We start from the raw sequence: 26,549 nt of genomic DNA on the forward strand, positions 1-26,549 counted from the left end.
AAGACGACGACGTTGATAGGCCGGATGTGTAAGCGCAGCGATGCGTTGAGCTAACCGGTACTAATGACCCGTGAGGCTTAACCTTACAACGCCAGAGGCGTTTTGAGAGACGAAAGATTTTCAGCCTGTTTACCGGATTAAAGAATTAGCGGGAACGAAGGATTCTGCGGCATGGCAGTATGTTCATGACGTAAAAGATTCGTTCCGTGCACCAAGATTTGCCTGGCGGCTGTAGCGCGGTGGTCCCACCTGACCCCATGCCGAACTCAGAAGTGAAACGCCGTAGCGCCGATGGTAGTGTGGGGTCTCCCCATGCGAGAGTAGGGAACTGCCAGGCATCATACGAGTAAAAAAGCCCCGCACGAAAGTGCGGGGCTTTTTTACGTCTGGAGATCGCTGATTTTCATTCCCGTCTGCCATTCTTACTTCCCCTTACTCAGGCACAATGGGGACATCCTGCTCTGAACAACCCGCTGATTTTGCAGCAATTAGCGATGTGGCTCACATTTATAATCTCAGAATACACCGCCTTTACCTCCGGTGGACTTAAATGCTTTACTCACTTCTTTAAATGCTGTTGATCAGCAAGGAACAGAGGCAAGGCATGACACCCATAAATAATAAAGATCAGACAGACGATACGAAAAAGCGCATCTGGGCTATCGTTGGCGCGTCATCGGGTAACCTGGTCGAGTGGTTCGATTTCTACGTCTACTCATTCTTTTCTCTCTATTTTGCCCACATCTTCTTCCCACAAGGCGATACCACCACGCAGCTATTACAGACGGCCGGCGTCTTTGCTGCCGGATTCCTGATGCGTCCTATCGGCGGCTGGCTGTTCGGTTACATCGGTGATAAGCACGGACGTAAAAGCTCCATGCTGATCTCAGTGTGCATGATGTGTTTTGGATCGCTGGTGATCGCCTGTTTACCCGGCTATGACGCCATTGGCATCGCGGCACCGATCATTCTGCTGCTGGCGCGGATGTTTCAGGGATTATCCGTTGGCGGTGAATATGGCACCAGCGCAACCTACATGAGCGAAGTGGCGCTGGAAGGACGCAAAGGTTTTTACGCCTCATTCCAGTACGTCACCTTAATCGGCGGTCAGCTGGCCGCGGTGCTGACGGTAGTGGTGCTGCAGTTTGTGCTGAGCGATGCAGAGCTGCGCAGCTGGGGCTGGCGCATTCCATTCTTCCTCGGCGCATTGCTGGCCGTAGTGGCGCTGTGGTTACGTCGCTCACTGGAAGAAACCTCAGACAAAAGCAGCCGTCAGCACCGTGATGCGGGCAGCGTGATAGGCCTGTTACGCAATCATACCCGTCCGTTCCTGATGGTGCTGGGCTTCACCGCCGGCGGATCGCTGAGCTTCTATACCTTTACCACCTATATGCAAAAGTATCTGGTCAACACCTCGGGAATGGATCCTAAGACCGCCAGCGGCCTGATGACCGGTGCGCTGCTGGTCTTCATGTTGCTGCAGCCGGCTATTGGTGCGCTGTCTGACAAAATTGGCCGTCGCACTTCAATGATGATTTTTGGTGCCGGTGCCGCTATCTGTACCGTGCCCATTCTGACCTTGCTGCAAAATGTCCAGAGCCCAGGCGTTGCGTTCCTGTTAATTATGCTGGCGCTGCTGATCACCAGTTTCTACACCGCCATCAGCGGTATTTTGAAGGCAGAAATGTTTCCTCCTCAGGTGCGGGCATTAGGTGTAGGACTCTCTTATGCGGTGGCGAATGCCATCTTTGGCGGATCGGCGGAGTATGTGGCGTTACTGATGAAGCAGCAGGGGATTGAGACTACCTTCTTCTGGTATGTCTCCGCCATGGGCGCGGTGGCCTTTTTGGTGTCGCTATTGCTGCACAAGCGGGGAAAAGGGATTGGGCTGTAACCGCTACTGGCTGAACCGGCTTACTGGCTAAGGTTCCATAAGGCGATGCCGCTGGCGGTACCGGCGGCATCCCAGGCAAAATCTTTCCAGCTCCAGCCGCTCCCTGACGGGCGGCTGTCATACCACTCTTTTCCCGCCCCGAGACTGAGCGAAAATATGATCCCCAGCGTATGACTCTGACGGGTAGAGAGATGCTGACGCTGACCGTATTCTGTTCCTGCTGCGGCCAGGGCAGCAGAGGTAACGAAGTGCTGTGCTTTATCCCGCCCGGTCCACCGATCCTCTGCCATATGAGCACATCCACTACACAACAGCACTGCAAACAGCAAAATTCGCATAGCGGATGCCTCGTCGGCGGCGACGATTAAAGAATACGGCTGATTAACCGGTCGATTCGGATCCGGCGCAGACGGCGTATCAATTTACGGACTTTAGCCGGGTAATCGGCAATGCTCTCCAGCTCGCGGAAATGCTTCACCACTGTGGTGTGCTGGCGAATCAGCGTCAGCTCTTTTTCGCGTTGATCGGCCAGCTGTTGCAGCGGATCGTGGATCAACACCGCATTTTCCAGATCGAGCCGCCAGGCGCGCGGATTGAGATTATTGCCGGTAATCAGCTGCCATTCGTCATCCACCCACATACCTTTCAGGTGATAGCTGTTATCACCATCTTTCCATAACCGCACCACCAGCTGATCGTTGGTGACGTAATACTGTAGCCGGCTCAGGAAGCGACGCAGGTTAATCTCATACAGATAGGGCAGCGCGCCAATAATTTTAAACGGCTGATCCGGCGCGATATAGAAGTCGTTGGCGGTCTTGTCGCCGACGATGATCTCGACCTGCTTACCCTGCCGCAGCAGATGAATAATGTTACGCACCAGTAAGGCCGGCAGGTTGAAGTAAGGCGTACAGATAGTCAGTTTCTGTTCGGCGCAGGGCATCAGGTGGAAGATAGTCTTATTGAGCAGGCTATGCTTGCCCAGGCCGACCAGCGGCGTCACCGCCAGCTCTTCATTACTGGCATTGCCCTCAAACTGATAATTGAAGCCGCGCAAATCCTGACGAAACTGACGCGTTTCATTTTTGATTTCCGGACTGGAAGGGCGCTCGGCAAAATCGAGCCGGTTGACGGCCTCAGCCTGCTTCAGGTTGAGGTTAATCCACGCGTACATGGTGTCAGCCAGCTGCGGGTTGCGGATAATCTGGTAGCGGTCATAACGATATTTATCATGCTGATGCAGATAAACATCATTGATGCTGGCGCCGCTGTAGATCAGTTCGTCATCAATGATGAAACCTTTCAGGTGCAGCACGCCCAGCGCTTCCCGGGTATTGACCGGAATGCCATACACCGGGATGGCAATATCAGCGTGTTGGGTTGCCAGATCACAATACCAGTCGGCATTGGTCAGGCCGCGTGCCGCGCCAATTCGCCCACGCTGCGCCCGGTGCCAGTCGACCAGGATAGAGATATCCAGCGCTGGCCGCGCCTGTTTTGCCGCATACAGGGCGTTCATCACCGCCCGACCTGCATCGTCGTTTTCCAGGTAAAGTGCAGCGATGCAAATACGGGACTGCGCTGCCGCGATTTTCTCCAGCAGCGTCTGACGAAATTCAGCAGGCGAGTAAAGCGTCGACACATCCGCAACGGATTGTGACAGTTTCGGCAACTGTGCGAGGTGTTGTTGGTGTTTATTACGTTTAAATTTAGACAACATCACAGTGCACTTCTTCTCTGTTCATTGCATGGCCTTTTGCCATCAAATCAGGGTCATAACGACAAATAATAACATCAACTGTCGCGATCCGGGCGTTTTTTACCTTTCTCTACAAGGTTAGCTTAGCGCATCCTGCAGCGACAGTTTGAGGCTGACAATACCGTCATCCAGTTGAATATCAACATGAAAGTTAAGTTTGCGCGCCAGGGTAATCATGCCGCGATTATGCGGCATAGTGATACCGTTCAATTGTTGCAAGCCGTGATGCCGGGTGTAGCGGATCATCTTTTCCAGCAAGCGTCGGCCCATGCCGAGGCCTTTGAGATCGGAGCGCACCAGCACGGAAAACTCGGCGTCAATATTGTCAGCATCAGAGATGGCACGCGTCACGCCAATGATTTCCGACCGTCCCTGCTGCTGACGTACCGCCACGATCGCCATCTCACGGTCGTAATCGATTTGCGTCATATTGGCGAGATCCTCATGCGTAAACTCGCTGATTTCACTGAAGTAACGGTAATAGAGATCTTCTTTGGTTACCTGGCTGATAAAGTCACGTAGCAGCGGTTCATCTTCGGGCAGGATAGGGCGGAACAGGCAGGTTTGCCCATCCTTGAGCTGAACCTGCTCCTCCAGATGTTGCGGGTAGGGACGTATCGCCAGGCGCGCTTCGTTATCGCCATGAAACGGTGCCAGCGTCAGGGTGACATCCAGCAGCGTAAAGTCGTTGCCCGCCGCCAGCAGCGGATGAATATCCAGCCGCTGAATCTCCGGGCAATCAACCACCAGGTTGGAAACCTGCACCAGCAGCTGGCTGAGGCCGGCAATATCCAGCGGATTCAGGGCGCTGCGGCTGCGTATTTTGCCGCTCTTGATTGCCTGAATCACCAGATAGCGCGCCAGAGTCATATTCAGCGGCGGCAGCGCAACGGCGGCTTGTTTATCGGCCTGCCACTCGACGCCGCCTTCGCCCAGCATAATGATCGGGCCAAACAGCGCATCCTGTTCCACCACCACCCGCAGTTCCTGAGCGCCAGCCCGGTTCGCCATGCTTTGCACCAGCAGGCCTTCAATCCGCGCCTGCGGTAGCGTCTGCCTGACCCGATCAAAAATGGCTTCGGCCGCATGTGCTACCTCACTGGCATTGCGCAGGTAAAGCATCACACCCTGCACATCCGATTTATGGGCGATATCCGGCGAGCGCAGCTTCAGCGCCACCGGATAACCAATCTGATCGGCGATGGCGACCGCTGCGGCACTGTCGCTGGCGATCCAGGTTGGCAGCGTTGCCAGCCCGTAGGCCTGCAGTACCGGCTGGACCTCGTGGGTATCCAGCGCCGTAATGCCGCGGTCGAGCGCCTGCGATAACAGCTGGTGGGCATGGGCGCTGTCCTGGGTCAGGCTGGCCGGCAGGGCAGGCGTTTCGCGCAGTTGCTTCTGATTGCGTCGATATTCGACCTGATGCATAAATGCCGTCACGGTGCCTTCGGGCGTGCGCCAGGTCGGGATCCCAGCCTGGGTAAATGCACGACGCGCGGCCTGGGAGGAAAATTCGCCGCTCCAGTTAGTCAGCAGGGTGATTTGCTTACCGCGCGGATGAGCAGCAATGGCGGCAATCAGACGCTCGGCGGTTTCAGTGGCAGGTGCCACCGCGCTCGGCGCATGAATAATCATCAGTGCATCAAGCTCATGACTGTCGAGCAGGCACTCCACGCAGGCCACGTAACGGTCCGGCGTGGCGTCATCCTTCAAATCCAGTGGGTTGCCGTGACCAGCACCGGCTGGCAGCAGGGTTTCCAGCTGTTGACGCATCTCATCGCTGAGTTGGGCCAGTTTACCGTTACGCGCATACAGTTCATCCAGCGCCAGCGCGGCGGGTGCAGCACCGTTACTGATGATCATCAATCGCTCACCACGCAGCGGCCGCATGTGGCTCAGCGACTCGACGGCGGAGAACAGTTCATGCGTATCCTGCACCCGCAGCAGGCCAGCACGCTGAATGGCGGCGTCCCAGGCCGCATCCAGCCCGCTGTGGCTACCGAGCAGCGCCTGCGCCTGACGGCTGCGGCCGCTCTTGATCACCAGGATCGGTTTATTGCGTGACGCGCTACGCGAGGCGGAAACAAAGCGCCGGGCATCGCTGAGATGTTCAAGATAGAGCAGGATCGCGCTGGTTTTACCGTCACGCGCCAGAAAGTCGAGCAGGTCATCGACATCAGTGTCGAGACTGTCTCCCAGCGCGATAAACCAGGAAAAGCCCAGGTTACGCTGTTGCGCCCAGTCAAGAATGGTATTGGAGACGGCGGCGGATTGTGAAATGAAGGCAATACGGCCTTTGGCAATCGGTACCGGCGAGAAGCTGGCGTTTAATCCCTGCCACGGTGCCAGCAGCCCAAGGCTGTTCGGACCCAACAGACGGATCTGCCACTGGCTGGCGCAGGCCTGCAGTTCTTCCCGCTGGCTGGCGGGAGCGGAGAGAATAATGCAGGCTTTGCAGCCTTTTTCACCCAGTTGTTGCAGCAGTGTCAGATTACGTTTTGAATGGGTGCAGATAATGGCCAGGTCCGGCGCGAACGGCAAACTGTCGATATCAGGCCAGGCCAGCACGCCGCTGACGGCTTTGTATTTCGGCGTCACCGGCAATACCGGGCCGCTAAAACCACCGGCCAGCAGATTGCGCATCATAAAGTAACCGGCACGTCCCGGCGTTACCGAGGCGCCGATTACCGCAATGGATTTGGGTCTTAACAGCGCTTCCAGTCCGCGTTGGCTCATCTCGCCCTCCAGAGATCGGGATTTGCGTGATTGTAAACGCTTTTTCCCGTCAGTGCTTTCGGGCAGATCGCAGGCTGAGCATCAGGATCACTATGAGGGATCGATTAACCGATCGGCCCGCTGACTGACTGCATCGCTTACGTGGAGGGGGCGTGATGCGGCTTGCCCGCCAGATAGGCGGCGCGGAACTGTTCAAAATGGCGCGATAAAGCCTGAGCTGCCTGACTATCGCCTGCCTGCTCCAGCAGTGCCGCCGCCACTTCAGCGGTACAGTGCTGGCCAACGCCGTGCGCCTCGCGCAGCGTATAGCGCGACGGGGCGGTGACCGTCAGCGACATCACCGGTAAGGCGTCGAGCCACGGACTTTTGCGGAACATTTTGCGCGCTTCGGTCCAGGTGCCGTCCAGCATGATAAACAGCGGCGGTTTACCGCTCAAAGGCGGCGCGGTCAGCACTTCGCGATCGGCGTCGGCATAGGCGGCCGGGAACACCACCAGCGGCTGGTAATCAGGATTGCGTACCGCGTCGAGCAGCAGCGGATCCGGCTCGGTGCGCGACCAGCCAAACGCCTGGGTATCGGGCAGGATATCGGCAATCAGGCGGCCGGTATTACTCGGCTTCATCGGCTCGGTATCAAACATTACCAGGCAAAAGCGGCTGCGCGCCGTTTGCGGCACGATATCACTGCACAGACAGTTCTTCTCAGGCAGCAGACAGCCCTGGCAGCGTAACACGCGATTGCCGCGCGCAAGGAAAGGGCGGGTGGCACGGGCGAGGCGTTGGGTGCGCAAGCGCAAAACAGCATTATCAGACATGAGTATTCAGGGCAGGAAAAACCACAGTGTAATCGAAGCGCCGCCGAAAAGGAAAAGGCCAGCAGAGCTGGCCTTAGCGGATTACAGTGACTCGTCCAGCCACTCGTTGAACGGCGCTTTGGGCATCGCGCCATTCAGCATGTCAACCATCTCACCGTTCTTAAACAGCATAATGGTCGGGATGCTGCGAATGCGAAAACGGCTGCTGAGTGCCGGTTCGGCCTCGGTATTCACTTTAATAAAGCGCACCTTACCGCTGCGTTCGCTGGCAACCTCTTTAAATACCGGCGCAAAGTTGACGCAGGGACCACACCACGGCGCCCAGAAGTCGACGACCACCGGCAAATCATCCTGCAGAAACTTGTCTAAGGTGGTCGCGGTCGCGCTCACCACTTCGCCATCAAATAATCCATTTCCACAGCGACCACATTTTGCGCCTTCGGCAAGCCGTTCTTCCGGAACGCGATTGGTTGCCTGGCAGGAAGCGCATACCGTATTCATAGAAACCTCTGATATTGGAATGTGTCAGTCTGGTAATATTGTCCATTATGAAAGGGGGCGAATGCCCTCTCAATCTGGATCGCTCTATAGGTTCAATAGTTGATAGCTAAGCGCCAGCACATCAGGTAATCTGCGCGCTCTCAATGCAGGAGGAACATATGAACGACGAATTTAAAGGCAAAAGCGGCAAGGTCAAAGTGATGTACGTGCGTGGCGAAGATGATAAGAGCGCGGGTGCGCCAAATCCTCGTACCGGCAAAGGTGGCCGTCCCGCTGCCCGTCAGGATGATAATCGTCGTTCTTCTGGCCCCCGCACTGAACGTAATGAAGAGGGCGGACGCTCTGCTGGCCGTCGTAGTGATGACGGTGCCCGCAGCGGTTCTGCCCGTCGCGATGAAGGCGGCCGTGGTGCGCCACGCCGTAGCGGTGAAGGTGCAGGCCGCCGCAACGAGCGCGCAGAGGATAATCGCGGCGCTTTCAGCAACAGCGACTCGCCGTGGCGTACCGTTTCTCGTGCCCCGTCAGAGCGTCCGGCTGCGACCGAAAGTGATAAGCCCGATCACGGTGGCATCAGCGGTAAGAGCTTTGTCGATCCCGAGCAGATCCGTCGTCAGCGTATGGAAGAGACGCGCGTCTATGGCGAGAACGCCTGTCAGGCACTGTTCCAGAGCCGTCCGGAAGCGATTGTACGCGCCTGGTTTATTCAGGAGGTGACACCGCGTTTCCGCGAAGCGCTGCGCTGGCTGGCGGCGAACCGCAAAGCTTACCACGTGGTCGAAGATGCGGAGATCACCAAAGCCTCCGGCACTGAGCATCATGGCGGCGTCTGCTTCCTGATCAAAAAGCGCATGGGTATGGCCGTGTCAGAATGGCTGAGCCAGGCGAGCGCCAAAGATTGCGTGCTGGCGCTGGAAGATGTCAGCAACCCGCACAACCTCGGCGCAATCATGCGTAGCTGCGCGCATTTCGGCGTGAAAGGTCTGCTGGTCAACGATGCCTCACTGCTGGAGTCAGGTGCAGCGGTGCGTACTGCTGAAGGCGGTGCGGAACACGTGCAGGCCATCAGCGGCGCGACCTTCAGTGAAGGTCTGGAAGCGTTCCGTAAAGCCGGTTACACCATCGTGACGACCTCCAGCCATCAGGGTACGCCGCTGGCGAAAGCGGAACTGCCGGCCAAAATGGTGCTGGTGCTGGGTCAGGAACGTGAAGGTCTGTCTGACAGCGCCTTTCAGCAGGGTGACATCAGCGTGTCGATTGGTGGTACCGGCAACGTTGAAAGCCTCAACGTTTCGGTAGCGACCGGCGTGCTGCTCGCCGAATGGTGGCGTCAGAACGCATAAAAAAAAACGGGCCGAAAGGCCCGTTTTGCTGTCTGAGATTAGTGCGCGCCACCGCCACCACCGCCAGCACCAAACGGTGGACGGGCAAACCAAATCAGTATCAGCAGGATCAGGAACACCCCCGCCGACGCCCAGAAAATCTCATTTGCCGAGATAATCAGTCCCTGATTGGTTATCTGCTGGGCGATATATGCTGACGCCTGCTGCTGCGTCATTCCCATACTTTCCAGCTGGCTGTACATCTGTTGCGAATTAACGTTGTACGGCGTAATCGACTCGGCCAGATAACTATGATGCATCGACTCGCGATCGGTCCACATGGTCGTGGTGATCGAGGTACCAATCGAGCCGGCCAGCGTACGGACAAAGTTAGACAGGCTGGACGCCGCCGCCAGTCGCTCCGGTGCTAAGCCTGACAGCGTAATGGTGGTCAGTGGCATAAAGAAGCAGGCCACCGCAAAGCCCTGAATAAACTGCGGCCAGGCCGATGCACCAAAATCCATCCCCGGTTCAAAGGTGTAAGCGCGCCAGTAGAAGCAGACGGCATACATAATGAAGCTGAAGGTGACCAGCCGCCGCATATCGAGTTTATGGGCGAAACGACCAATAATTGGCGACAGGATCACCGGCAAAATCCCCACCGGTGCCGAGGCCAGTCCGGCCCAGGTCGCGGTGTAGCCGTAGACCTCCTGCAGCAGCTGCGGCAACAGCACGATCGAGCCGAAGTAGAGCATGTAAGCCAGACTGATCGATAAGCAGCCGATGGTGAAGTTTCGCGACTTAAACAGCGACAGATCGACAATCGGGTGGTCGTCGGTCAGCTCCCACACCAGCAGCACCGCCAGTGCAATCACTGCCACCACCGCCAGAACGATGATCTCGGTGGAACTGAACCAGTCCAGCTCCTTACCGCGGTCCAGCATCACCTGCAGGCAGCCAATCCCGACCACCAGCAACACCAGTCCGACCATATCGATCGGACGGATTTCAGTTTTGGTTTCCCGGCCACGCAGGGTTTGCAGCGTCAGCATCACCACCACCGCGCCAATCGGCACGTTGATGAAGAAGATCCAGCCCCAGTGATAGTTATCACTGATCCAGCCGCCGAGTATCGGGCCGCAGATCGGGGCCACAATCACCGTCATCGCCCATAGCGACAGAGCGATACTGCGTTTGGCCGGAGGATAGTTGCTCAGCAGCAGACTTTGCGACAGCGGGATCAGCGGACCGGCAACGATCCCCTGCAGCACGCGGAAGAAAATCAGCATCTCAAGGCTGTCTGACATGCCGCACGCCCACGAGGCGATGGCAAACAGAATGGTAGCCCAGGTGAACAACTTCACTTCACCGATGCGTTTTGCCAGCCAGCCGGTAATCGGAATCGAAATGGCGTTGGCGACGCCAAACGAGGTGATTACCCAGGTGCCCTGCGAGTTCGAGGCACCGAGGTTACCGGCGATAGTGGGGATGGCCACGTTGGCGATGGTCGAGTCCAGGACCTGCATGAACGTCGCCAGCGACAGCGCAATGGTCATTAAGACCAGCGGCATCCCTTCAAGCGGTTTTTGTGCCATTACAGCCTCCGCGTCATCATCCGGCGTTGGCGCGGACGATATCGGTGATCAGCTGATTGACCGGTGCAAGGTCAATCGCCAGCGCATTGCTGCTGTAAGCCGCCTGCTGACGCACGCTGGTCGCCAGGGTGCTGCCCTCTGTGCTGGTGGTATCGATTTTCACCAGCGTCGACAGACCAATACGCAGCGGATGCTTCTCGATATCCTGCGGGTTAAGCTCGATACGAACCGGCAGACGCTGAACCACTTTGATCCAGTTACCGGTGGCGTTCTGGGCTGGCAGCAGCGAGAACGCGCTGCCGGTGCCCATATCTAACCCGACCACTTTGCCATGATAAACCACGTCGTCGCCGTAGATATCAGCCACCACCGTGGCCGGTTGGCCGATGCGCACGCCCGCCAGCTGGGTCTCTTTAAAGTTGGCGTCGATCCACAGATTGGTCGCCGGCACCACCGCCAGCAGCGGTGTGCTGGTGGAGATTTGCGAACCTACCTGCACGCTACGACGTGAGACAAAACCGTCCATCGGGCTGCGGATCTCAGTACGCTGCAGCGCCAGCCAGGCGTCACGCAGTTCAGCGGCGCTCTGTTTAACCGCTGGCTGGTTCTCCAGCGAGGTATTGAGGATCATCGCCTGATTGGCGTTGTATTGCTGTACCGCCACGTCCAGCTCAGCTTTGGCAGAAGCCACGGCATCACGGGCGTGCTGTAACTCTTCACGGCCAATCAGATTCGAGGCACCCAGCGGCTCACGGCGCTTCAGATCCGCTTCTGCCTGAGCCAGCGCCGTCTGACGTAAGGTGATAGTGGCCTGATACTGCTTCGCGTTAATCATCAGCTGATGCGTCTGACGTACGCTGGTGGCCAGTGCGGTCTGTGCTTTTTCAAACGCCTGTTCCGCATCGGTTTTATCCAGCGAAACCAGCACATCGCCTTTTTTAACGAAGTCGGTATCTTCAAACCAGACTTTGTTCACGCTACCGGAAACCTGTGCCATCACCTGAACCTGGTTACCTGCAACGTAAGCGTCATCGGTCTCCTGAAAATGGCGCAGCACCAGGAACCAGTAGACGCCCCAGGCAATCCCAATCAGCACAAAGATCAGCGCCAGCACGATGAGCACACCTTTGCGCTTCTTCTTTTTGTTAGCTGACGGTTGCGGGCTTTGTGCTTCTGCCGTTGCACTCATGTCTTTCTCCACGTTTTCCATTTAGTCGGGATGCAGCAATCCATTCCCGCAAGTGCCCGAGTCGAAAAAGCCAGCGACTGAGCGCTGGCCGGATAAAAAAGGAAATTAAAATAACGGTTTCGACAGGTGATTGTGTCGCACTTCTTGCTATTAGCGGGACAGCGAGGCGATCAACTGATCTTCGTCCATTTTATCGAGGCGGTTAAGTAACTTACGGGTGATACCTTCCAGCTGGGACTTCTCATCGACCGACAGTGACGACCAGAGATATTGCAGGCTCTGGTGCTGAGGCGGCAGCAGCTGACGTAAGAACTCATTGCCTTTTTCGGTCAGGTGCAGGTGCAGACAGCGGCGGTCATGATCGCTTTCACGACGCTCGATCCAGCCGCGTTTTTCCAGCTCATCAGCAATGCGTGTCGCGTTGGTACGTGATGACCCCAGGGCGGAGCTCAGCTCTGACGGCTGAATACTCTGGTTCTCCTGTGCATCCAGCGTAATCAATGCCATGAACAGGGTTTCGTTGATTCCCTGTGCCTTCAGCATCTTGTTGCGGTTGTCCAGCAGTTTACCCTGCATGTGCATACAGAGACGCGTCAGGATAATTTCCTGTAACGGAAAATCCTTATGGCGATTGGCACGGATGTTTAGCATCTGCTCAATGGGAGTAAACGAACTTTCCATTAAAAAAAACCTCACTAATTGCAACTTGTATAATAACTATGGTGACAGATTAAGCGTAGTCACATTTTCGGCAGGTGAGTAGGGCTACGGTCACGCTGCCACCATCTGGCGATTCCAGGCCAATCCGTGGCCCTGGGTTAAAAAACCCGTACGCCCGGCGACAGCGAATGCGCCGGGACGTGATCAAGAAAAGGTGTCGAATTTAATAATTTCGCGAGGAAAAATAACTGAAGTGAATAGGTTTATCACTAACCATAACAAACCTAACCATATGTGACCAGACTCAATCAGCTGTCCGGCCTGCGCTTCAGCTCATTTTCGCTTGCTCATACTGCTGTCCGTTAAACCAAATCAACAGGTTAATCAGCGTCAGGACAGCGCCTGCGCTACATACGCCGTACCAGCCGGACAGATGGTAGGCGGTAGCGGAAAGCAGCGAACCCGCTGCGCCGCCAATAAAATAGCTGGTCATGTAACCGGCATTAAGGCGGTTACGCGCGTCCGGCATCTGGGCATAAATCACACTTTGATTGGTGATATGTACCGCCTGCACCGCCAGATCCAGCAGCAGAATGCCGACGATCAGGGCCGCAAGAGAGTGGGCACCGAGGGCAATCGCGATCCACGACAGCAGCATAATCAGCAAACCGACGCGGGTAGTGAGCTTCGCTTTACCTTTATCTGCCAGCGAACCCGCCTGACGGGCTGCCAGCGCGCCGGCGGCACCCACCAGTCCCAGCAGACCAATTTCGCCCTCTGAAAAGTGATAAGGCGCGGCTGAAAGCAAAAAGGCCATCGAGGTCCAGAGCAGGCTGAAGTTGGCAAACGAGAGGCAGCCGGTCCAGGCGCGGGTACGGATCACCCGATTACCGGCGTAGAGCCTGAAAATCGACGCCAGCAGCTGACGGTAACTCATCGTCACCGACACGCTGACGCGCGGCAGGAAGCGCCACAACGCCAGCGCCATCACGGCCATTAACAGGCTGGCGGTCCAGTAGACCGTACGCCAGCCGCCAAGTTGCGCCAGCCCGCCAGAGACGGTGCGCGCCAGCAGAATACCCAGCAGCAGCCCGCTCATTACCGTGCCGACAATTTTGCCGCGCCGCTCCGGCTCAGCTAGCGTTGCTGCCAGCGGCACCAGAATTTGCGCCGCCACCGAGAACAGACCGGTCATCAGCGTACCGAGCAGCAAAAACAGGAAAGAGCGGGAGAGGGCGATAATGACCATACCCGCCGCAGCCAGCAGGATCATGGTCACGATCAGGCTGCGTCGTTCGAATCGGTCACCGAGCGGCACCAGCAGCAGTAATCCACAGGCATAGCCCAGTTGCGCGGTGGTAACGATAAAACCGGCGAGGCTGACTGAGAGATCGAACTGGTTAGCAATGGTACTGAGCAAGGGCTGAACGTAGTAATTGCTGGCAACGGACAGCCCGGTGGCTACCGACATCAACAATACTAAAGCAGGCGTCAGACCCTGACGGGATGCATTCATAAACAACAACGGCAGCTAATAATCATAAGAGGTTAATAATAACTCAAAAAACTATTTCACACGCATCTTTATTAACAGGCCATACCAGTGTGTTTAACAGATACAAAAAAGGGCGGAAAAGATCCGCCCGGCAGGAAACGACAGAACTTACTGCGCAGCAGCCTGGGCGTCACTGACCCATTTATCAAATTCGGCCTGGTGTGCTTTAATCCAGCCGTCGACGTGACCATTGATCGCCTCTTCTGACGACTGGCCGGCATGCATCGCGGCGTTTTCAGCATTGATATCTGCCAGCGGCAGTTTCATTTCAGCGAACAGTCTGGCCGCCGCCGGGTTTTTCTCAGCCCAGGCTTTGTTGGCCACAATGTGCATGGTATTCACCGGGAAGCCGTAGTTCGCGCCGTTAGGCAGTTTGGTATCGACATTTTTCTGCTCGCCCGGCATTGAGGAGAACGGCACCTGCAGCCAGGTGACATCGCGGCCTGGCTTCATCACATCGCTGACCCAGTAAGGCGTCCAGGTGTAATAGAGGATAGGTTTAGCCTGCTTAAAGCGGGTAATGGTGTCAGCAATCATGGCGGAATAGTTGCCCTGATTGTGTTCAACGGTTTTGCTCAGGCCAAACGCCTCGATCTGATGATTAATCACCGCTTCACAGCCCCAGCCTGGGGTACAACCGGTCAGGTCCGCTTTGCCGTCACCGTTGGTATCAAACAGCGCGGCGATTTTAGGATCTTTTAACTGCTCAATATTGGTGATGTGATACTGATCGGCGGTTTTCTTGTCGATCAGGTAGCCCTGGGCGGCACCGGTGACGAATGTGCCCTGACGGTAGAACTTCGCATCACCGCCGGCGGCTTTATACATATCATCGTGCAGCGGCTGCCAGTTAGTGGCAATAAAGGTCGCATCGCCAGCCGCTATCGTGGTGTAGCCAACGTTGTAATCCACTTCACTCGGTTTTTCGACCTGATAACCGAGCTTTTCCAGCGCCCGGCTAACAATCAGGGTCTGAAAAGTCTCTTCAGAAATGGTGCTCTGAATCGGTTTCACCGTAATCCCTTTGCCGGGCAGATCGGCTGCAGAAACCTGTGAAACGGCAAAGGTGGCTAACACGGCGGCCAGCAGAGGAGCTGTCTTGCGCATAGTAATTCCTTATTTTTTCGATTGTAGCGGAGCGGGCGACACGCGGGTGCCGCCCGAAAACTCATTTCTTACGAAACGGGGAGAGGATCAGACCAATCGGGCCACTGTGGTACCAGTGACGGTTGCCACGGCTGCGGTTATCGCGACCAAAGGATTGGGTCAGACGGTCGAGAATGATGGCGAGGATCACGATGCCGACGCCGCCGACCGTTGCCAGTCCCATATCGAGACGGCCAATGCCGCGCAGTACCATCTGGCCGAGTCCGCCGACGGCAATCATCGAGGCAATGACCACCATCGACAGCGCCAGCATCAGCGTCTGGTTAACGCCAGCCATAATGGTCGGCATCGCCAGCGGCAACTGCACTTTAAACAGCAGCTGGCGCGGACTGGCACCGAACGATTCGCTCGCTTCGATCAGGTCAGCGGGCACCTGCTTAATCCCAAGAATGGTCAGACGAACAATCGGCGGCAGGGCGAAGATAATCGTCACCACTACGCCAGGCACGTTGCCGATACCAAACAGCATCACGATCGGCACCAGATAGACGAAGGCGGGCGTGGTCTGCATCGCATCCAGCAGCGGCCGGATAATACGCGCGGCGCGCTGACTGCGGGCCAGCCAGATCCCCAGCGGCAGACCGATCAGAATACAGAACAGCAGCGCGGTAAGGACCAGCGCCAGCGTCACCATCGCCTGCGACCAGGCACCAATCGCGCCAATCAGCACCAGCGAAATCAGCGTGGCAATTCCCATCGCCGGGCTGGCGATCTGCCAGGCGATCAGCGCGAAGACCAGAATGGCAACCGGCGCGGGCATGCCCAGCAGCAGTTGCTGAAAGGCACTGAGAATGTAATCGACCGGCACCCGAATACCCTGGAACAGCGGACGGAAATGATTTACCACCCAGTCGATACCGTCAGTGACCCAGTGATCGAGCGGAATCCAGGTTTTGTGAAACGGGTCCAGAATATTGAAGTGTTCAGGCTGGGCCGCCGGTGCGCTGTGCAGCCAGTCACTGCTGGCAGCATCCGGTGTTGCGCTGCCATCCGGCGTGCCCCAGGCATCGGTGCCGCTGCTGCTGGCTGGCGCGGCCTGGCTGCTGGTGGTGGTGGCGCTGCCGCTTTCCCACGGATTGCTGGTGTCCTGACTCATGGCTGGGCTCCTTCACGATCTAATGCGCGCAACAGCGTGCTTTTGGAAATGATACCGACGTACTGATTATCCTCACCCACCACCGGCACCGCGCAGGGGGCCTGGGCAACGTGAGAGAGCAAATCGTTCAGTGAGGTATCGGCGGGGACCGCAGCCGGTGCGTCGAGCAGCGCGCTGTCTATCCCTTCGCCGGCTGCCAGCGCGGCTTTCAGCGAATCGGTGGAGACGACGCCGATGAATTTCTGCTTTTCCAGCACGTAGCCGTAATCGCGATCTTCATCCTGCAGCAGTTTGATGGCGGAGCGTGGACCGAAACCGGCAGCCTTACGGATTAGCGCACCGGCGCTGCGACGGGCAATATCTTTGGCGCTGAAGACGTGACTGATATCCACTCCGCGGAAGAAGGTGCGCACATAGTCATTGGCCGGATTATTCAGGATTTCATCCGGGGTACCGACCTGGACCACTTCGCCGCCCTGCATAATGGCAATTCGATCGCCAATACGCATCGCTTCATCCAGATCGTGGGAAATAAAGACGATGGTACGCTGATGCCGGGCCTGTAAATTGACCAGCTCATCCTGCATCTCGGTACGAATCAACGGATCCAGCGCAGAGAAGGCTTCATCCATTAATAATATATCGGGATTAATCGCCAGCGCGCGGGCTAATCCGACGCGCTGACGCATGCCGCCGGAAAGTTCATCCGGGTAGGCGTGGGCATAATTCTCCAGCCCGACCTGACGTAACGCGTCTAATGCTTTTTCCTGCCGTTCCGCCAGCGGTACTCCGGCTAATTCCATGCCGAATGCACTATTATTTAGTACATTCATGTGCGGCATCAAAGCAAATGACTGGAATACCATGCTGATTTTATTTCTGCGCACCTCGCGCAGTTCGCTGTCGGATATTTTTGCAATATCGACACCGTCAATGATCACCTGGCCGCGTGTCGGCTCTATCAGACGATTGAGAAGGCGAACCATGGTCGATTTTCCTGAACCGGATAACCCCATGATGACGAATATCTCGCCTTCTTCAATGGCCAGACTGGCGTTCTTAACCCCGAGAGAGAGACCGGTCTTCTCAAGGATCACATCTTTGGTTGCCCCCTTTTCAATATATTTAAATGCGCGGTCCGGATTATCGCCAAATATCTTATAGAGATTTTTTACTTCGAGTTTAATTGCCATGCAGTAATTAAATCCTGGTTGTAATATTTAATATTAATCTGTCTGTCCCACTGAAATTTGAGCAGGCCATACCGTAGCACACTGAGATCATCTGACAACCCTGCAGGCCGATATTGGCGCGCTGTCAGACCGGTCAATGCCGATTATCGCCAGTGCTCACAAGGGATCAGCGCAGATTAATTTTTTATGAATTGAAAACGAAATTATTGGCATTCTGGCCGGATTGCCGCGCTAAAGGCGGGAAAATGACATTCGCAAACGGCAAATATTGCCAGAATAAAGACGACCGATAGCGGAAAATAATCGTCTCAGTCATCGACATTTTTTAGCAGAATAATCGCCGCTGGAAGAGAGATATTATGACAATACCGGTGCTGGCGAAAAAGGCCAATTCCGGTGAGGCGGCAGGGGCTGAATTCGTGGGGGTGAAGCCGCAGCGGGCGGGCAGGGCAGGGAGATGAAACCGGCAGTACCGGGCGCAGCGTGGCAGCGCCCGGCAGGGATCAGAAGTTCCAGTCTTCGTCTTCGGTTTCGACCGCTTTTCCCATCACATAGGAGGAGCCGGAACCGGAGAAGAAATCGTGGTTTTCGTCAGCGTTCGGCGAGAGCGCCGACAGAATGGCCGGATTCACCGCCGTCAGCTCGGCCGGGAACAGCGCCTCATAACCCAGATTCATCAGGGCTTTGTTGGCGTTGTAGTGTAAGAAGGTTTTCACCTCTTCAACCCAGCCGACATCGGCGTACAGCGCTTCGGTGTAGGCGACTTCGTTCTCATACAGCGCCAGCAGCAGATCGTAAGCGAACTGTTGCAGCTCTTCGCGGCGCAGATCATCCGCCGTTTCCAGCGCTTTCTGGAACTTATAACCGATGTAATAACCGTGTACCGCCTCATCACGAATAATCAGACGGATCAGATCGGCAGTGTTGGTCAGCTTACCGCGGCTTGACCAGTACATCGGCAGCCAGAAGCCGGAGTAGAACAGGAACGACTCCAGGAACACGCTGGCGATCTTCTTCTTCAGCGGGTCGTCGGCCCGGTAATGCTCAAGAATGATGCGCGCTTTATTTTGCAGCGGCGCATTCTCTTCGCTCCACTGATAGGCCGCATCGACATCCTGCGTGTTACACAGCGTCGAGAAGATCGAACTGTAGGAGCGGGCATGGACCGCCTCCATAAAGCTGATGTTCGACAGCACCGCCTCTTCGTGTGGCGTCAGCGCATCATCCATCAGGCCCGGCGCACCAATCACATTCTGAATGGTATCGAGCAACGTCAGGCCGGTGAAAACCCGGATAGTCAGTTGCTGTTGCTGAGCATCCAGCGTCTGCCAGGCGGGCAGATCGTTGGAGAGCGGCACCTTTTCCGGTAGCCAGAAGTTGCTGGTCAGGCGGTTCCAGACCTCAAGATCTTTGTCATCCTGAATCCGGTTCCAGTTAATCGCTTGAATTTGTTTTAGTTGCATAGTTTTTATCACAGCGCGCAGGAGACGCAGCCCTGAACCTCTGTGCCTTGTAGCGCCATCTGGCGCAGTCGGATGTAATAGAGTGTTTTGATGCCTTTTTTCCACGCGTAAATCTGCGCTTTGTTGATATCACGGGTGGTGACGTCATCGCGGAAGAACAGCGTCAGCGACAGGCCCTGATCGACGTGCTGCGTGGCTTCGGCGTAGGTATCAATAATCGCTTCCGGCCCAATCTGATACGCATCCTGATAGAGATCGAGATTGTCATTGGTCATAAACGGCGCGGGATAATAGACGCGACCGGTTTTACCCTCTTTACGGATCTCAATGCGTGACACGATCGGATGAATGCTCGAGGTGGCATGGTTGATGTACGAGATCGAACCGGTCGGCGGAATCGCCTGCAGGTTCTGATTAAACAGACCGTGCTGCATTACCGCCTCACGCAGCGCCTGCCAGTCCGCCTGGGTCGGCAGCGTAATACCGGCATCAGCAAACAGTTGCGCTACCCGTTCGGTGCGCGGACGCCATGCCTGCTGAACGTATTTATCGAAGTAGCGGCCGCTGGCGTACTGCGAATCAGCAAAACCGTCAAAGCGCTGCTGCCGTTCCCGCGCCAGCTGGTTAGAGGTGCGCAACGCATAGTAGGTGATGCAATAGAAGTAGAGATTGGTGAAGTCCAGCGCTTCCGGTGAACCGTAGGCCATGCCTTCGCGCGCCAGATAGCCGTGCAGGTTCATCTGGCCGAGGCCAATCGCATGTGAGCGGCGGTTACCTTCAGCCACTGACGGCACCGAGCCGATCTCGCTCATCATGGAGACGGCGGTGAGGGCGCGGACCGCCACATCGACAGTGCGGGCCAGGTCACGCGAATCCATGGCGTGGGCAATATTCAGCGAACCGAGGTTACAGGAGATATCTTTGCCGATCCGGCGATAGCTGAGGTCGTCAAAATACTCACTGGCGCTGTTTACCTGCAGGATTTCGGAGCACAGGTTACTCATATTGATGCGGCCGGCGATCGGGTTACTGCGGTTCACGCTGTCTTCAAACATGATGTAAGGGTAGCCCGACTCGAACTGGATTTCGGCCAGCGTCTGGAAGAAGTCGCGCGGCTGAATATAGGTTTTACGGATGCGCTCATCCGCCAGCATCTCGTCATATTTTTCGCTGATGCTAATGTCGCCAAACGCCTGACCGTAGATACGCTCCACGTCATAGGGTGAGAACAGCGCCATCGGCTTGTTCTCTTTCGCCAGCTGGAAGGTGATATCGGGGATCACCACGCCAAGCGACAGGGTTTTAATGCGGATCTTCTCATCGGCATTTTCACGTTTGGTGTCGAGAAAACGGAAAATATCGGGATGGTGAGCGTTGAGCCACACCGCGCCCGCGCCCTGACGCGCACCGAGCTGATTGGCGTAGGAGAAGGCATCTTCCAGCATTTTCATCACCGGTATTACTCCCGATGACTGATTTTCGATGCGTTTGATCGGTGCGCCTGATTCGCGCAGGTTAGACAGCAGGAAAGCGACGCCGCCGCCGCGCTTCGACAGCTGTAGCGCCGAGTTCACCGCGCGGCCAATCGACTCCATATTGTCTTCAATACGCAGCAGGAAGCAGGAGACCAGTTCGCCGCGCTGCTGCTTACCGCAGTTAAGGAAGGTCGGCGTGGCAGGGTGGAACCGGCCGCTGAGCATCTCTTCCAGCAGTGAACGTGCCAGGCTTTCATCACCCTGCGCCAGCGTCAGCGCGACCATACAGGCCCGCTGCTCAAAGCTTTCGAGGTAACGTTTGCCGTCAAAGGTTTTCAGCGTGTAGCTGGTGTAGTACTTCCAGGCACCGAGAAAGGTTTTGAATTCAAAGCCCCAATTTTCCGCCACAGCATGCAGTTCAAGCAGGAAGTCAAAATGGTACTGATTCAGCACCCCGGCTTCGTAATAGCCCTCCGCCACCAGATAGCGCAACCGCTCGGCGTTACTGGCGAAAGGCACGGTATTGGGCTGCACGTGCTGCAGGAAGAACTGACGCGTCGCTTCCCGATCCTTATCAAACTGAATCCGGCCATCGGCGTCGTACAGGTTGAGCATGGCGTTGAGCGCGTGGTAGTCCAGCGTCACGGTGTTGAGGGTATCTGTTGTTGCCAAAATTGGGTTACTCCCGCTTTAACTTTCGCGATATCGTCAGGCGTTCCCATCAGCTCAAAGCGGTAGAGACAGGGAACCTGACATTTTTTTGCAATGATGCTGCCGGCCAGGCAGTAACCGGCACCGAAGTTACGGTTACCGGCTGCGATCACCCCACGGATGCCGCGGCGGTTAGCTTCATCATTAAGAAACTGAATCACCTGACGTGGCACTGCGCCACGACTGCTGCCCCCGCCATAGCTCGGCACCACCAGAATGTAAGGCTGGTCGGTGTGCAGTGACTGTTTAGCATCGAGCGGGATGCGCCGGGCCGGTAAGCCCAGGCGCAGGATGAACCGGTGGGTGTTTTCCGACTGGCTGGAAAAATAGACCAGTGGGAACATCGCTTTACCCTCCGACAGCGGCGAGCTGGCGCAGCGAGGCGATTTTGTCCGGACGGAAGCCGCTCCAGTGATCGTTATCCGCCATCACCACCGGCACCTGGCGGTACCCCAGTGATTTCAGGTTGTCGATCGCCTCTGGCTGGCTGTCCAGGTTGATCAGCTGATAGGCAATACCCTGCCGATCCAGCGCGTTTTTGGTAGCGTTGCACTGGACACAATTATCTTTAGTGTAAATAATAATGCGCATGATTCGTATTTCCCTCTGTATGCGGAGCGGATGCCGGGAAACGAAGCAGGCACCGCAGGTGGCGGGCTTCGTTCAACGGGACATCGGGCGTCGTGCTGATGAGCTAAATACTAGATGTAGTGTTTTGCAGGGTCAAGCCCACCAGATATAGGGTTTTGCGATTTGCATTTGCATCAGCGGGGCAAAGCCAGTGGCGATGCGCCTTCAGGGGCAGGAAATTGATTTGTAAATTTTAACGCTCAAAAAATGGACATAAAAAAGCCCCGCACGGGGCGAGGCTCGGATGATATGAGGCGGTGCGCTTAGCGGCGTGAAGCCAGCAGCACGCCGAATACCAGACCAATGGCGGCACCGACGCCGACACCGTGCCATGGTTTGTCATGCACATAGGTATCAACCTGCGCGCCGGCGTCACGGGCAACCTGAGCCACACGGTTGCTGCCGCCGTTCAGTCGTGCGCGCGTCTGCTTCAACAACGCTTCTGCCTGGCTGCGTGCGGAATCTACTTCATCTTTAGCATCGCTGCCGTAAGATTTCAGCAGTGCTTCAAGTGAATCAGCGAGTTCGTTAACATCCTGATTGATATCAATGTCATCGTTTTTTACGGTTCGATTAAACATTTTTTGGCTCCCTTTGATTTAAAACGTAATACTTAGTGTAGACGACCTTGCGATAAACGAGACGCGAGAATGGGCTTTAGGGAAAATTCCGAATGCCCACTCTGTCATGCTGAGGTAAGGTTGCGAAGCTTTTGAAAGAGGAGAGGATCGAGCATGTATTTACGACCAGATGAGGTAGCGCGCGTACTGGAAAAAGCGGGTTTCGAAGTGGATGAGATCACCCCACGGGCTTATGGTTATCGCCGTGGTGACAACTATGTTTATGTGAATCGCGAAGCGCGTATGGGGCGCACGGCACTGGTGATTCATCCGACACTGAAAGAGAAGAGCCAGCCGTTCGCTGAACCGGCTTCTGAAATGAAGACCTGCGATCACTACACCCAATTCCCTCTCTACCTGGCGGGTGATTCTCAGGAACATTACGGCATCCCGCACGGATTCAGTTCCCGCATGGCGCTGGAACGCTATCTACAAAGCGTTTTCGGCTAACGCATCAGGCCCCGCCGCGACGGGGCACTGAACCCATCTCCCCAATCCCACCCCCGGCAATTCATTGCAATTCACCGCTGTGACGCGTATAAAACTCTTCACTATAGATGTTTAGACGTCCATACGGATAAAAGTGATGAGTGAACAACACCCCCCCGCGCAGGATCAATTCAAACGCACCATGAAAGTGCGCCATCTGGTGATGTTATCGCTGGGCGGCGTCATCGGCACCGGGCTGTTTTTTAACACCGGCTACATCATCTCCACCACCGGCGCGGCCGGTACGCTGCTGGCCTACCTGATTGGTGCCTTAGTGGTGTGGCTGGTAATGGTCTGCCTTGGCGAACTCTCCGTGGCGATGCCGGAGACCGGCGCGTTTCACGTCTATGCGGCGCGCTATCTGAGTCCCGCCACCGGCTACACCGTGGCCTGGCTCTACTGGCTGACGTGGACCGTGGCGCTGGGCTCCAGCCTGACGGCAGCCGGCTTCTGTATGCAGTACTGGTTTCCCCAGGTGCCGGTCTGGATCTGGTGTCTGGTGTTCTGCTGTGCCATCTATCTGCTGAATGTGATCTCAACCCGCTTCTTCGCGGAAGGGGAGTTCTGGTTCTCGCTGATTAAAGTGATCACTATTATTGCCTTCATCCTGCTCGGCGGCGCCGCGATGTTCGGTTTCATCCCGATGAAAGATGGGACCCCCGCGCCCGGCTTAAGCAACCTCACCGCTCACGGCTGGCTGCCGAACGGCGTGTTGCCGATTCTGATGACCATGGTGGCGGTTAACTTCGCTTTTTCCGGCACCGAACTGATTGGTATTGCGGCGGGTGAAACCCAGCAGCCAGAGAAAGTGCTGCCGCTGGCGATCCGCACCACCGTGGCGCGGTTGATCATCTTTTTTATCGGCACGGTGTTGGTGCTGGCAGCGCTGATCCCGATGGATCAGGCCGGGATCGTCAAGAGTCCTTTTGTGCTGGTGTTTGAAAAGATCGGTGTGCCCTGGGCTGCGGATATCATCAACTTTGTCATCCTGACCGCCATTCTGTCAGCCGCCAACTCCGGTCTGTATGCATCGGGCCGCATGCTCTGGTCACTGGCGAATGAAAATACGCTGCCGCGCGCTTTTGCCCGGGTGAATAAACGAGGCGTGCCGCTGCTGGCGATCACCGTCAGCATGATTGGCGGATTGCTGGCGCTGATCTCCAGCGTGGTCGCGCCCGATACGGTATTTGTGGCGCTGTCGGCGATATCCGGCTTTGCGGTGGTCGCCGTCTGGCTCAGCATCTGCGCCTCACATTTTGTCTTCCGTCGCCGCCACCTGCAGCAGGGAAAATCTCTGGCGCAGCTGGGCTATCGCGCGCCGCTCTATCCGCTGACGCCGGTGCTCGGGTTTCTGCTCTGTCTGCTGGCCTGCATCGGACTGGCGTTCGATCCGACCCAGCGCATCGCCCTGTGGTGTGGCATTCCGTTTGTACTGTTCTGCTACGCCGCTTACCATCTGACCCATAAATCATCGCCGAAGCCTGAGGAGGCCAATGATGTCGCATAATCCTGTCGCGCAGGCGCTGTCTGAATCGCCGTTGCTGATCCTCGATGGCGCGCTGGCCACCGAACTGGAAGCGCGCGGCTGCCAGCTGGCCGATGCGCTGTGGTCAGCGAAAGTACTGATGGAAAACCCTGAGCTGATTTATCAGGTTCACTACGACTATTTTGCCGCAGGCGCCCGCTGCGCGATTACCGCCAGCTATCAGGCGACGCCGCAGGGCTTTGCCACACGCGGGCTGGATCAGGCACAGTCGCTGGCGTTGATTGCGCAGAGCGTCGAACTGGCGCGACGCGCGCGCGAAGATTATCTGGCGACACAATCTGAGGCGAAAACCTTGCTGGTGGCGGGATCGGTCGGGCCTTACGGTGCGTTTCTGGCGGATGGTTCGGAGTATCGTGGCGACTACGCGCTGCCGGAAACGGAGATGATGGCGTTTCATCGCCCGCGCATCGCAGCGCTGCTGGCGGCGGGGGCCGATCTGCTGGCCTGCGAAACCCTGCCATCGTTTGCCGAAGCGCAGGCGCTGGCAACACTGCTGACTGAATTCCCGGACAGCACTGCCTGGTTCTCATTTACGCTGCGCGACGCGGGCCACATCAGCGACGGTACGCCGTTATCCGAAGTGGTTGGCTGGCTTAACACCCAGCCGCAGGTGGTAGCGCTGGGCGTCAACTGCGTGGCGCTGGAGAGCGTGACGCCGGCGCTGCAGCAGCTACAGCAGCTGACCGACAAGCCGCTGGTGGTCTATCCCAACTCCGGCGAACAGTATGACGCCAGCAGCAAAACCTGGCATTCGGCGCCGTCGGGCTGCACCCTGGAACACAAGCTGGATGAGTGGCAGCGGGCAGGCGCGAAGCTGATTGGCGGCTGCTGCCGTACCTCACCCAAAGACATCGCGGCTATTGCGCACGCTTGTCAACCGCAATAAGGCGGTTGAATCGGGCGATGATAGCCCGATTGAGGCGCGTGAAAAGGCGGGAAGGGCGGTTTACACTGTGCTTCCTGACCTTTTTGCGGAACCCTTCATGAAACAGCGAATTCTGGCTCTGGCCGCCGCGCTGCTGCTTAGCGGCTGCGCCACCATTGTCGGCAATGAAACCCAATCGGTACGCATCGACTCCCTGCCGCAGGGCGCGCGTTTTACCGTGCAGGATGAGCGCGGTTTCGCGGTCGCACAGGGTTTCACGCCGCAGACCGTTGAGCTGGAGAAATCCACCGGTCGCTACTTCGGCAAAAAACACTATCTGCTGATGCTGGAAAGCCCGGGCTATGTGCCGGTGACCATGCCGATCGAAGCGCGCGCCAACCTGTGGTACCTGCTGGGCAATATTCCGCTGGGCGGCTTCCCCGGCTGGCTGCTGGTCGATCCGTTCTATGGCGGCATGTACGACCTGAAGCCTGAGCACCCGCGTCCATTTATGAACCCGGTCGGCGCGCGCGGCTGATTACTGCGCGGTCGGTTTCACCATTCCGCCTGGCGTTTTGTGGCGCTCCAGATACTGATGCTGGAAAATGCACATGCGGATGGTGTTACGGTATTCTCCGTTGATAAAAAACTCATGCTTTAGCACGCCTTCAATCTCGAAGCCGAGCTTGGTATAGATGTGGATCGCTTTCTCATTCTCCTGATCGACAATCAGGTAGAGCTTATACAGGTTCAGCACCGAGAAGCCATAATCCATTGCCAGCTTTGCCGCCTGGGTCGCCAGACCTTTGCCCTGATGCGCCGGATCGATAATGATCTGAAACTCGGCGCGGCGATGCACATGATTAATCTCCACCAGCTCGACCAGCCCCGCTTTCTGCCCGTCATGCTCCACCACAAAGCGCCGTTCCGTTTGATCGTGAATGTGCTTGTTGTAAAGATCGGAGAGTTCTACAAACGCCTCATACGGCTCCTCGAACCAGTAACGCATCACGCTGGCGTTGTTATCCAGTTGATGAACAAAATGCAGATCTTCCCTTTCCAGTGGACGCAGTTTTACCGTCATGCTCTTTTCCTTTCGTTAGGCGATTGCCGCGAGTATAACGCACCAGCCTGCGGCCGCGCTGCGCTCAGTTGCACCTTAACGGTGCGCGACGGCCTCTGCTGGCGCTTCTGAAACCATTTTTCAGGCGTGTTTGGCGTTCTGGCACAGCCATTGCTTGGCTTGTATAGATAAGACTATACAACCTTGA

The 26,549-nt window shown here is 56.4% G+C and carries 24 protein-coding genes and 2 rRNA genes; 8 read left to right on the forward strand and 18 right to left on the reverse strand.

What is annotated here, in order from left to right; all coding sequences use genetic code 11:
* The 3 genes from AABB92_RS00005 to AABB92_RS00015 all read left to right on the forward strand — a co-directional run.
* Window positions 1-85 (forward strand): 23S ribosomal RNA (locus AABB92_RS00005); the annotation flags it as partial.
* A gap of 136 nt (window positions 86-221) precedes the next feature.
* Window positions 222-337, forward strand: a 5S ribosomal RNA gene (gene rrf / locus AABB92_RS00010).
* A gap of 267 nt (window positions 338-604) precedes the next feature.
* Window positions 605-1,894, forward strand: a complete 1,290-nt coding sequence (locus AABB92_RS00015; RefSeq protein ID WP_031376445.1) for an MFS family transporter — start codon at window positions 605-607, stop codon at window positions 1,892-1,894.
* Window positions 1,895-1,914: 20 nt separating this feature from the next.
* On the opposite strand, the gene AABB92_RS00020 is transcribed toward AABB92_RS00015, so the two are convergent.
* The 5 genes from AABB92_RS00020 to trxC all read right to left on the reverse strand — a co-directional run bounded on the left by AABB92_RS00020 (window position 1,915) and on the right by trxC (window position 7,705).
* Window positions 1,915-2,232: a YfiM family lipoprotein gene (locus tag AABB92_RS00020; RefSeq protein WP_031376446.1), complete on the reverse strand. Its 318-nt coding sequence runs from the start codon at window positions 2,230-2,232 to the stop codon at window positions 1,915-1,917.
* Window positions 2,233-2,258: 26 nt separating this feature from the next.
* Window positions 2,259-3,614: a CDP-diacylglycerol--serine O-phosphatidyltransferase gene (gene pssA / locus AABB92_RS00025; RefSeq protein WP_031376447.1), complete on the reverse strand. Its 1,356-nt coding sequence runs from the start codon at window positions 3,612-3,614 to the stop codon at window positions 2,259-2,261.
* Window positions 3,615-3,731: 117 nt separating this feature from the next.
* Window positions 3,732-6,389 (reverse strand): bifunctional acetate--CoA ligase family protein/GNAT family N-acetyltransferase, encoded by a 2,658-nt coding sequence (locus AABB92_RS00035; RefSeq protein ID WP_031376448.1) that lies wholly within the window; start codon window positions 6,387-6,389, stop codon window positions 3,732-3,734.
* A gap of 137 nt (window positions 6,390-6,526) precedes the next feature.
* The gene (locus tag AABB92_RS00040; RefSeq protein WP_046288155.1) at window positions 6,527-7,204 is read right to left on the reverse strand and encodes a tRNA-uridine aminocarboxypropyltransferase; all 678 of its coding nucleotides are present in this window, start codon (window positions 7,202-7,204) and stop codon (window positions 6,527-6,529) included.
* Between the two features lie 81 nt (window positions 7,205-7,285).
* Window positions 7,286-7,705, reverse strand: a complete 420-nt coding sequence (gene trxC / locus AABB92_RS00045; RefSeq protein WP_031376449.1) for a thioredoxin TrxC — start codon at window positions 7,703-7,705, stop codon at window positions 7,286-7,288.
* A gap of 158 nt (window positions 7,706-7,863) precedes the next feature.
* Between trxC and AABB92_RS00050 the strand changes: the two genes are divergently transcribed.
* A complete protein-coding gene (locus AABB92_RS00050) occupies window positions 7,864-9,045 on the forward strand; it encodes a tRNA/rRNA methyltransferase (protein WP_031376450.1) in 1,182 nt (393 codons plus the stop codon).
* A gap of 38 nt (window positions 9,046-9,083) precedes the next feature.
* Here the strand turns inward: AABB92_RS00050 and emrB are convergent, their stop codons facing one another.
* The 12 genes from emrB to AABB92_RS00110 all read right to left on the reverse strand — a co-directional run bounded on the left by emrB (window position 9,084) and on the right by AABB92_RS00110 (window position 22,339).
* A complete protein-coding gene (emrB, locus tag AABB92_RS00055; protein WP_031376451.1) occupies window positions 9,084-10,619 on the reverse strand; it encodes a multidrug efflux MFS transporter permease subunit EmrB in 1,536 nt (511 codons plus the stop codon).
* Between the two features lie 16 nt (window positions 10,620-10,635).
* Complete coding sequence (gene emrA / locus AABB92_RS00060; RefSeq protein ID WP_031376452.1) at window positions 10,636-11,808, reverse strand: multidrug efflux MFS transporter periplasmic adaptor subunit EmrA; 1,173 nt, start codon at window positions 11,806-11,808, stop codon at window positions 10,636-10,638.
* 150 nt (window positions 11,809-11,958) lie between these two features.
* Entirely contained in the window at window positions 11,959-12,489 is a 531-nt protein-coding gene (mprA, locus tag AABB92_RS00065; protein WP_031376453.1) for a transcriptional repressor MprA, read from the reverse strand.
* A gap of 307 nt (window positions 12,490-12,796) precedes the next feature.
* The gene (locus AABB92_RS00070) at window positions 12,797-13,984 is read right to left on the reverse strand and encodes an MFS transporter (protein ID WP_031376454.1); all 1,188 of its coding nucleotides are present in this window, start codon (window positions 13,982-13,984) and stop codon (window positions 12,797-12,799) included.
* A gap of 147 nt (window positions 13,985-14,131) precedes the next feature.
* The gene (gene proX, locus AABB92_RS00075; protein WP_031376455.1) at window positions 14,132-15,130 is read right to left on the reverse strand and encodes a glycine betaine/L-proline ABC transporter substrate-binding protein ProX; all 999 of its coding nucleotides are present in this window, start codon (window positions 15,128-15,130) and stop codon (window positions 14,132-14,134) included.
* A gap of 61 nt (window positions 15,131-15,191) precedes the next feature.
* A complete protein-coding gene (proW, locus tag AABB92_RS00080; protein WP_031376456.1) occupies window positions 15,192-16,286 on the reverse strand; it encodes a glycine betaine/L-proline ABC transporter permease ProW in 1,095 nt (364 codons plus the stop codon).
* Complete coding sequence (gene proV, locus AABB92_RS00085) at window positions 16,283-17,479, reverse strand: glycine betaine/L-proline ABC transporter ATP-binding protein ProV (protein WP_031376457.1); 1,197 nt, start codon at window positions 17,477-17,479, stop codon at window positions 16,283-16,285. Before proV ends, proW begins: the two co-directional genes overlap by 4 nt.
* A gap of 503 nt (window positions 17,480-17,982) precedes the next feature.
* Window positions 17,983-18,942: a class 1b ribonucleoside-diphosphate reductase subunit beta gene (nrdF, locus tag AABB92_RS00090; protein WP_046288156.1), complete on the reverse strand. Its 960-nt coding sequence runs from the start codon at window positions 18,940-18,942 to the stop codon at window positions 17,983-17,985.
* A gap of 8 nt (window positions 18,943-18,950) precedes the next feature.
* On the reverse strand, window positions 18,951-21,089 hold the full coding sequence (gene nrdE, locus AABB92_RS00095; protein WP_072050967.1) for a class 1b ribonucleoside-diphosphate reductase subunit alpha: 2,139 nt from the start codon (window positions 21,087-21,089) through the stop codon (window positions 18,951-18,953).
* The gene (gene nrdI / locus AABB92_RS00100; RefSeq protein ID WP_031376458.1) at window positions 21,059-21,472 is read right to left on the reverse strand and encodes a class Ib ribonucleoside-diphosphate reductase assembly flavoprotein NrdI; all 414 of its coding nucleotides are present in this window, start codon (window positions 21,470-21,472) and stop codon (window positions 21,059-21,061) included. Before nrdI ends, nrdE begins: the two co-directional genes overlap by 31 nt.
* 4 nt (window positions 21,473-21,476) lie before the next feature.
* Complete coding sequence (locus AABB92_RS00105) at window positions 21,477-21,719, reverse strand: redoxin NrdH (RefSeq protein WP_031376459.1); 243 nt, start codon at window positions 21,717-21,719, stop codon at window positions 21,477-21,479.
* 302 nt (window positions 21,720-22,021) lie between these two features.
* Window positions 22,022-22,339: a DUF883 family protein gene (locus tag AABB92_RS00110; RefSeq protein ID WP_031376460.1), complete on the reverse strand. Its 318-nt coding sequence runs from the start codon at window positions 22,337-22,339 to the stop codon at window positions 22,022-22,024.
* Between the two features lie 153 nt (window positions 22,340-22,492).
* Here AABB92_RS00110 and AABB92_RS00115 point away from each other — a divergent pair, with 153 nt between their 5' ends.
* The 4 genes from AABB92_RS00115 to AABB92_RS00130 all read left to right on the forward strand — a co-directional run bounded on the left by AABB92_RS00115 (window position 22,493) and on the right by AABB92_RS00130 (window position 25,816).
* On the forward strand, window positions 22,493-22,828 hold the full coding sequence (locus AABB92_RS00115; RefSeq protein WP_031376461.1) for a DUF2002 family protein: 336 nt from the start codon (window positions 22,493-22,495) through the stop codon (window positions 22,826-22,828).
* Between the two features lie 136 nt (window positions 22,829-22,964).
* The gene (gene mmuP, locus AABB92_RS00120) at window positions 22,965-24,374 is read left to right on the forward strand and encodes an S-methylmethionine permease (protein WP_069729695.1); all 1,410 of its coding nucleotides are present in this window, start codon (window positions 22,965-22,967) and stop codon (window positions 24,372-24,374) included.
* Entirely contained in the window at window positions 24,364-25,299 is a 936-nt protein-coding gene (mmuM, locus tag AABB92_RS00125; protein ID WP_031376462.1) for a homocysteine S-methyltransferase, read from the forward strand. The genes mmuP and mmuM overlap by 11 nt, the downstream gene beginning before the upstream one ends.
* 97 nt (window positions 25,300-25,396) lie before the next feature.
* Window positions 25,397-25,816, forward strand: a complete 420-nt coding sequence (locus AABB92_RS00130) for a hypothetical protein (protein ID WP_031376463.1) — start codon at window positions 25,397-25,399, stop codon at window positions 25,814-25,816.
* Here AABB92_RS00130 and speG read toward each other — a convergent pair whose 3' ends face one another.
* Window positions 25,817-26,362 carry a spermidine N1-acetyltransferase gene (speG, locus tag AABB92_RS00135; RefSeq protein ID WP_009088567.1) on the reverse strand — a complete coding sequence of 182 codons (546 nt, stop codon included), beginning with the start codon at window positions 26,360-26,362 and terminating at the stop codon, window positions 25,817-25,819.
* Window positions 26,363-26,549: the final 187 nt, after the last annotated feature.

Source organism: Pantoea brenneri, from assembly GCF_038594305.1.
GTDB lineage: Bacteria > Pseudomonadota > Gammaproteobacteria > Enterobacterales > Enterobacteriaceae > Pantoea > Pantoea brenneri.

Excerpts from the sequence above, each read along its gene's own strand:
- trxC (WP_031376449.1), bottom strand. The coding sequence starts at position 7,705 with ATGAATACGGTATGCGCTTCCTGCCAGGCAACCAATCGCGTTCCGGAA.
- AABB92_RS00105 (WP_031376459.1), bottom strand. The coding sequence starts at position 21,719 with ATGCGCATTATTATTTACACTAAAGATAATTGTGTCCAGTGCAACGCT.
- AABB92_RS00110 (WP_031376460.1), bottom strand. The coding sequence starts at position 22,339 with ATGTTTAATCGAACCGTAAAAAACGATGACATTGATATCAATCAGGAT.
- proX (WP_031376455.1), bottom strand. The coding sequence starts at position 15,130 with ATGCGCAAGACAGCTCCTCTGCTGGCCGCCGTGTTAGCCACCTTTGCC.
- AABB92_RS00115 (WP_031376461.1), top strand. The coding sequence starts at position 22,493 with ATGTATTTACGACCAGATGAGGTAGCGCGCGTACTGGAAAAAGCGGGT.
- AABB92_RS00035 (WP_031376448.1), bottom strand. The coding sequence starts at position 6,389 with ATGAGCCAACGCGGACTGGAAGCGCTGTTAAGACCCAAATCCATTGCG.
- AABB92_RS00015 (WP_031376445.1), top strand. The coding sequence starts at position 605 with ATGACACCCATAAATAATAAAGATCAGACAGACGATACGAAAAAGCGC.
- emrA (WP_031376452.1), bottom strand. The coding sequence starts at position 11,808 with ATGAGTGCAACGGCAGAAGCACAAAGCCCGCAACCGTCAGCTAACAAA.
- AABB92_RS00050 (WP_031376450.1), top strand. The coding sequence starts at position 7,864 with ATGAACGACGAATTTAAAGGCAAAAGCGGCAAGGTCAAAGTGATGTAC.
- proV (WP_031376457.1), bottom strand. The coding sequence starts at position 17,479 with ATGGCAATTAAACTCGAAGTAAAAAATCTCTATAAGATATTTGGCGAT.
- pssA (WP_031376447.1), bottom strand. The coding sequence starts at position 3,614 with ATGTTGTCTAAATTTAAACGTAATAAACACCAACAACACCTCGCACAG.
- mmuM (WP_031376462.1), top strand. The coding sequence starts at position 24,364 with ATGTCGCATAATCCTGTCGCGCAGGCGCTGTCTGAATCGCCGTTGCTG.
- nrdF (WP_046288156.1), bottom strand. The coding sequence starts at position 18,942 with ATGCAACTAAAACAAATTCAAGCGATTAACTGGAACCGGATTCAGGAT.
- AABB92_RS00070 (WP_031376454.1), bottom strand. The coding sequence starts at position 13,984 with ATGAATGCATCCCGTCAGGGTCTGACGCCTGCTTTAGTATTGTTGATG.
- proW (WP_031376456.1), bottom strand. The coding sequence starts at position 16,286 with ATGAGTCAGGACACCAGCAATCCGTGGGAAAGCGGCAGCGCCACCACC.
- speG (WP_009088567.1), bottom strand. The coding sequence starts at position 26,362 with ATGACGGTAAAACTGCGTCCACTGGAAAGGGAAGATCTGCATTTTGTT.
- AABB92_RS00020 (WP_031376446.1), bottom strand. The coding sequence starts at position 2,232 with ATGCGAATTTTGCTGTTTGCAGTGCTGTTGTGTAGTGGATGTGCTCAT.
- mprA (WP_031376453.1), bottom strand. The coding sequence starts at position 12,489 with ATGGAAAGTTCGTTTACTCCCATTGAGCAGATGCTAAACATCCGTGCC.
- AABB92_RS00040 (WP_046288155.1), bottom strand. The coding sequence starts at position 7,204 with ATGTCTGATAATGCTGTTTTGCGCTTGCGCACCCAACGCCTCGCCCGT.
- mmuP (WP_069729695.1), top strand. The coding sequence starts at position 22,965 with ATGAGTGAACAACACCCCCCCGCGCAGGATCAATTCAAACGCACCATG.
- AABB92_RS00130 (WP_031376463.1), top strand. The coding sequence starts at position 25,397 with ATGAAACAGCGAATTCTGGCTCTGGCCGCCGCGCTGCTGCTTAGCGGC.
- emrB (WP_031376451.1), bottom strand. The coding sequence starts at position 10,619 with ATGGCACAAAAACCGCTTGAAGGGATGCCGCTGGTCTTAATGACCATT.
- nrdI (WP_031376458.1), bottom strand. The coding sequence starts at position 21,472 with ATGTTCCCACTGGTCTATTTTTCCAGCCAGTCGGAAAACACCCACCGG.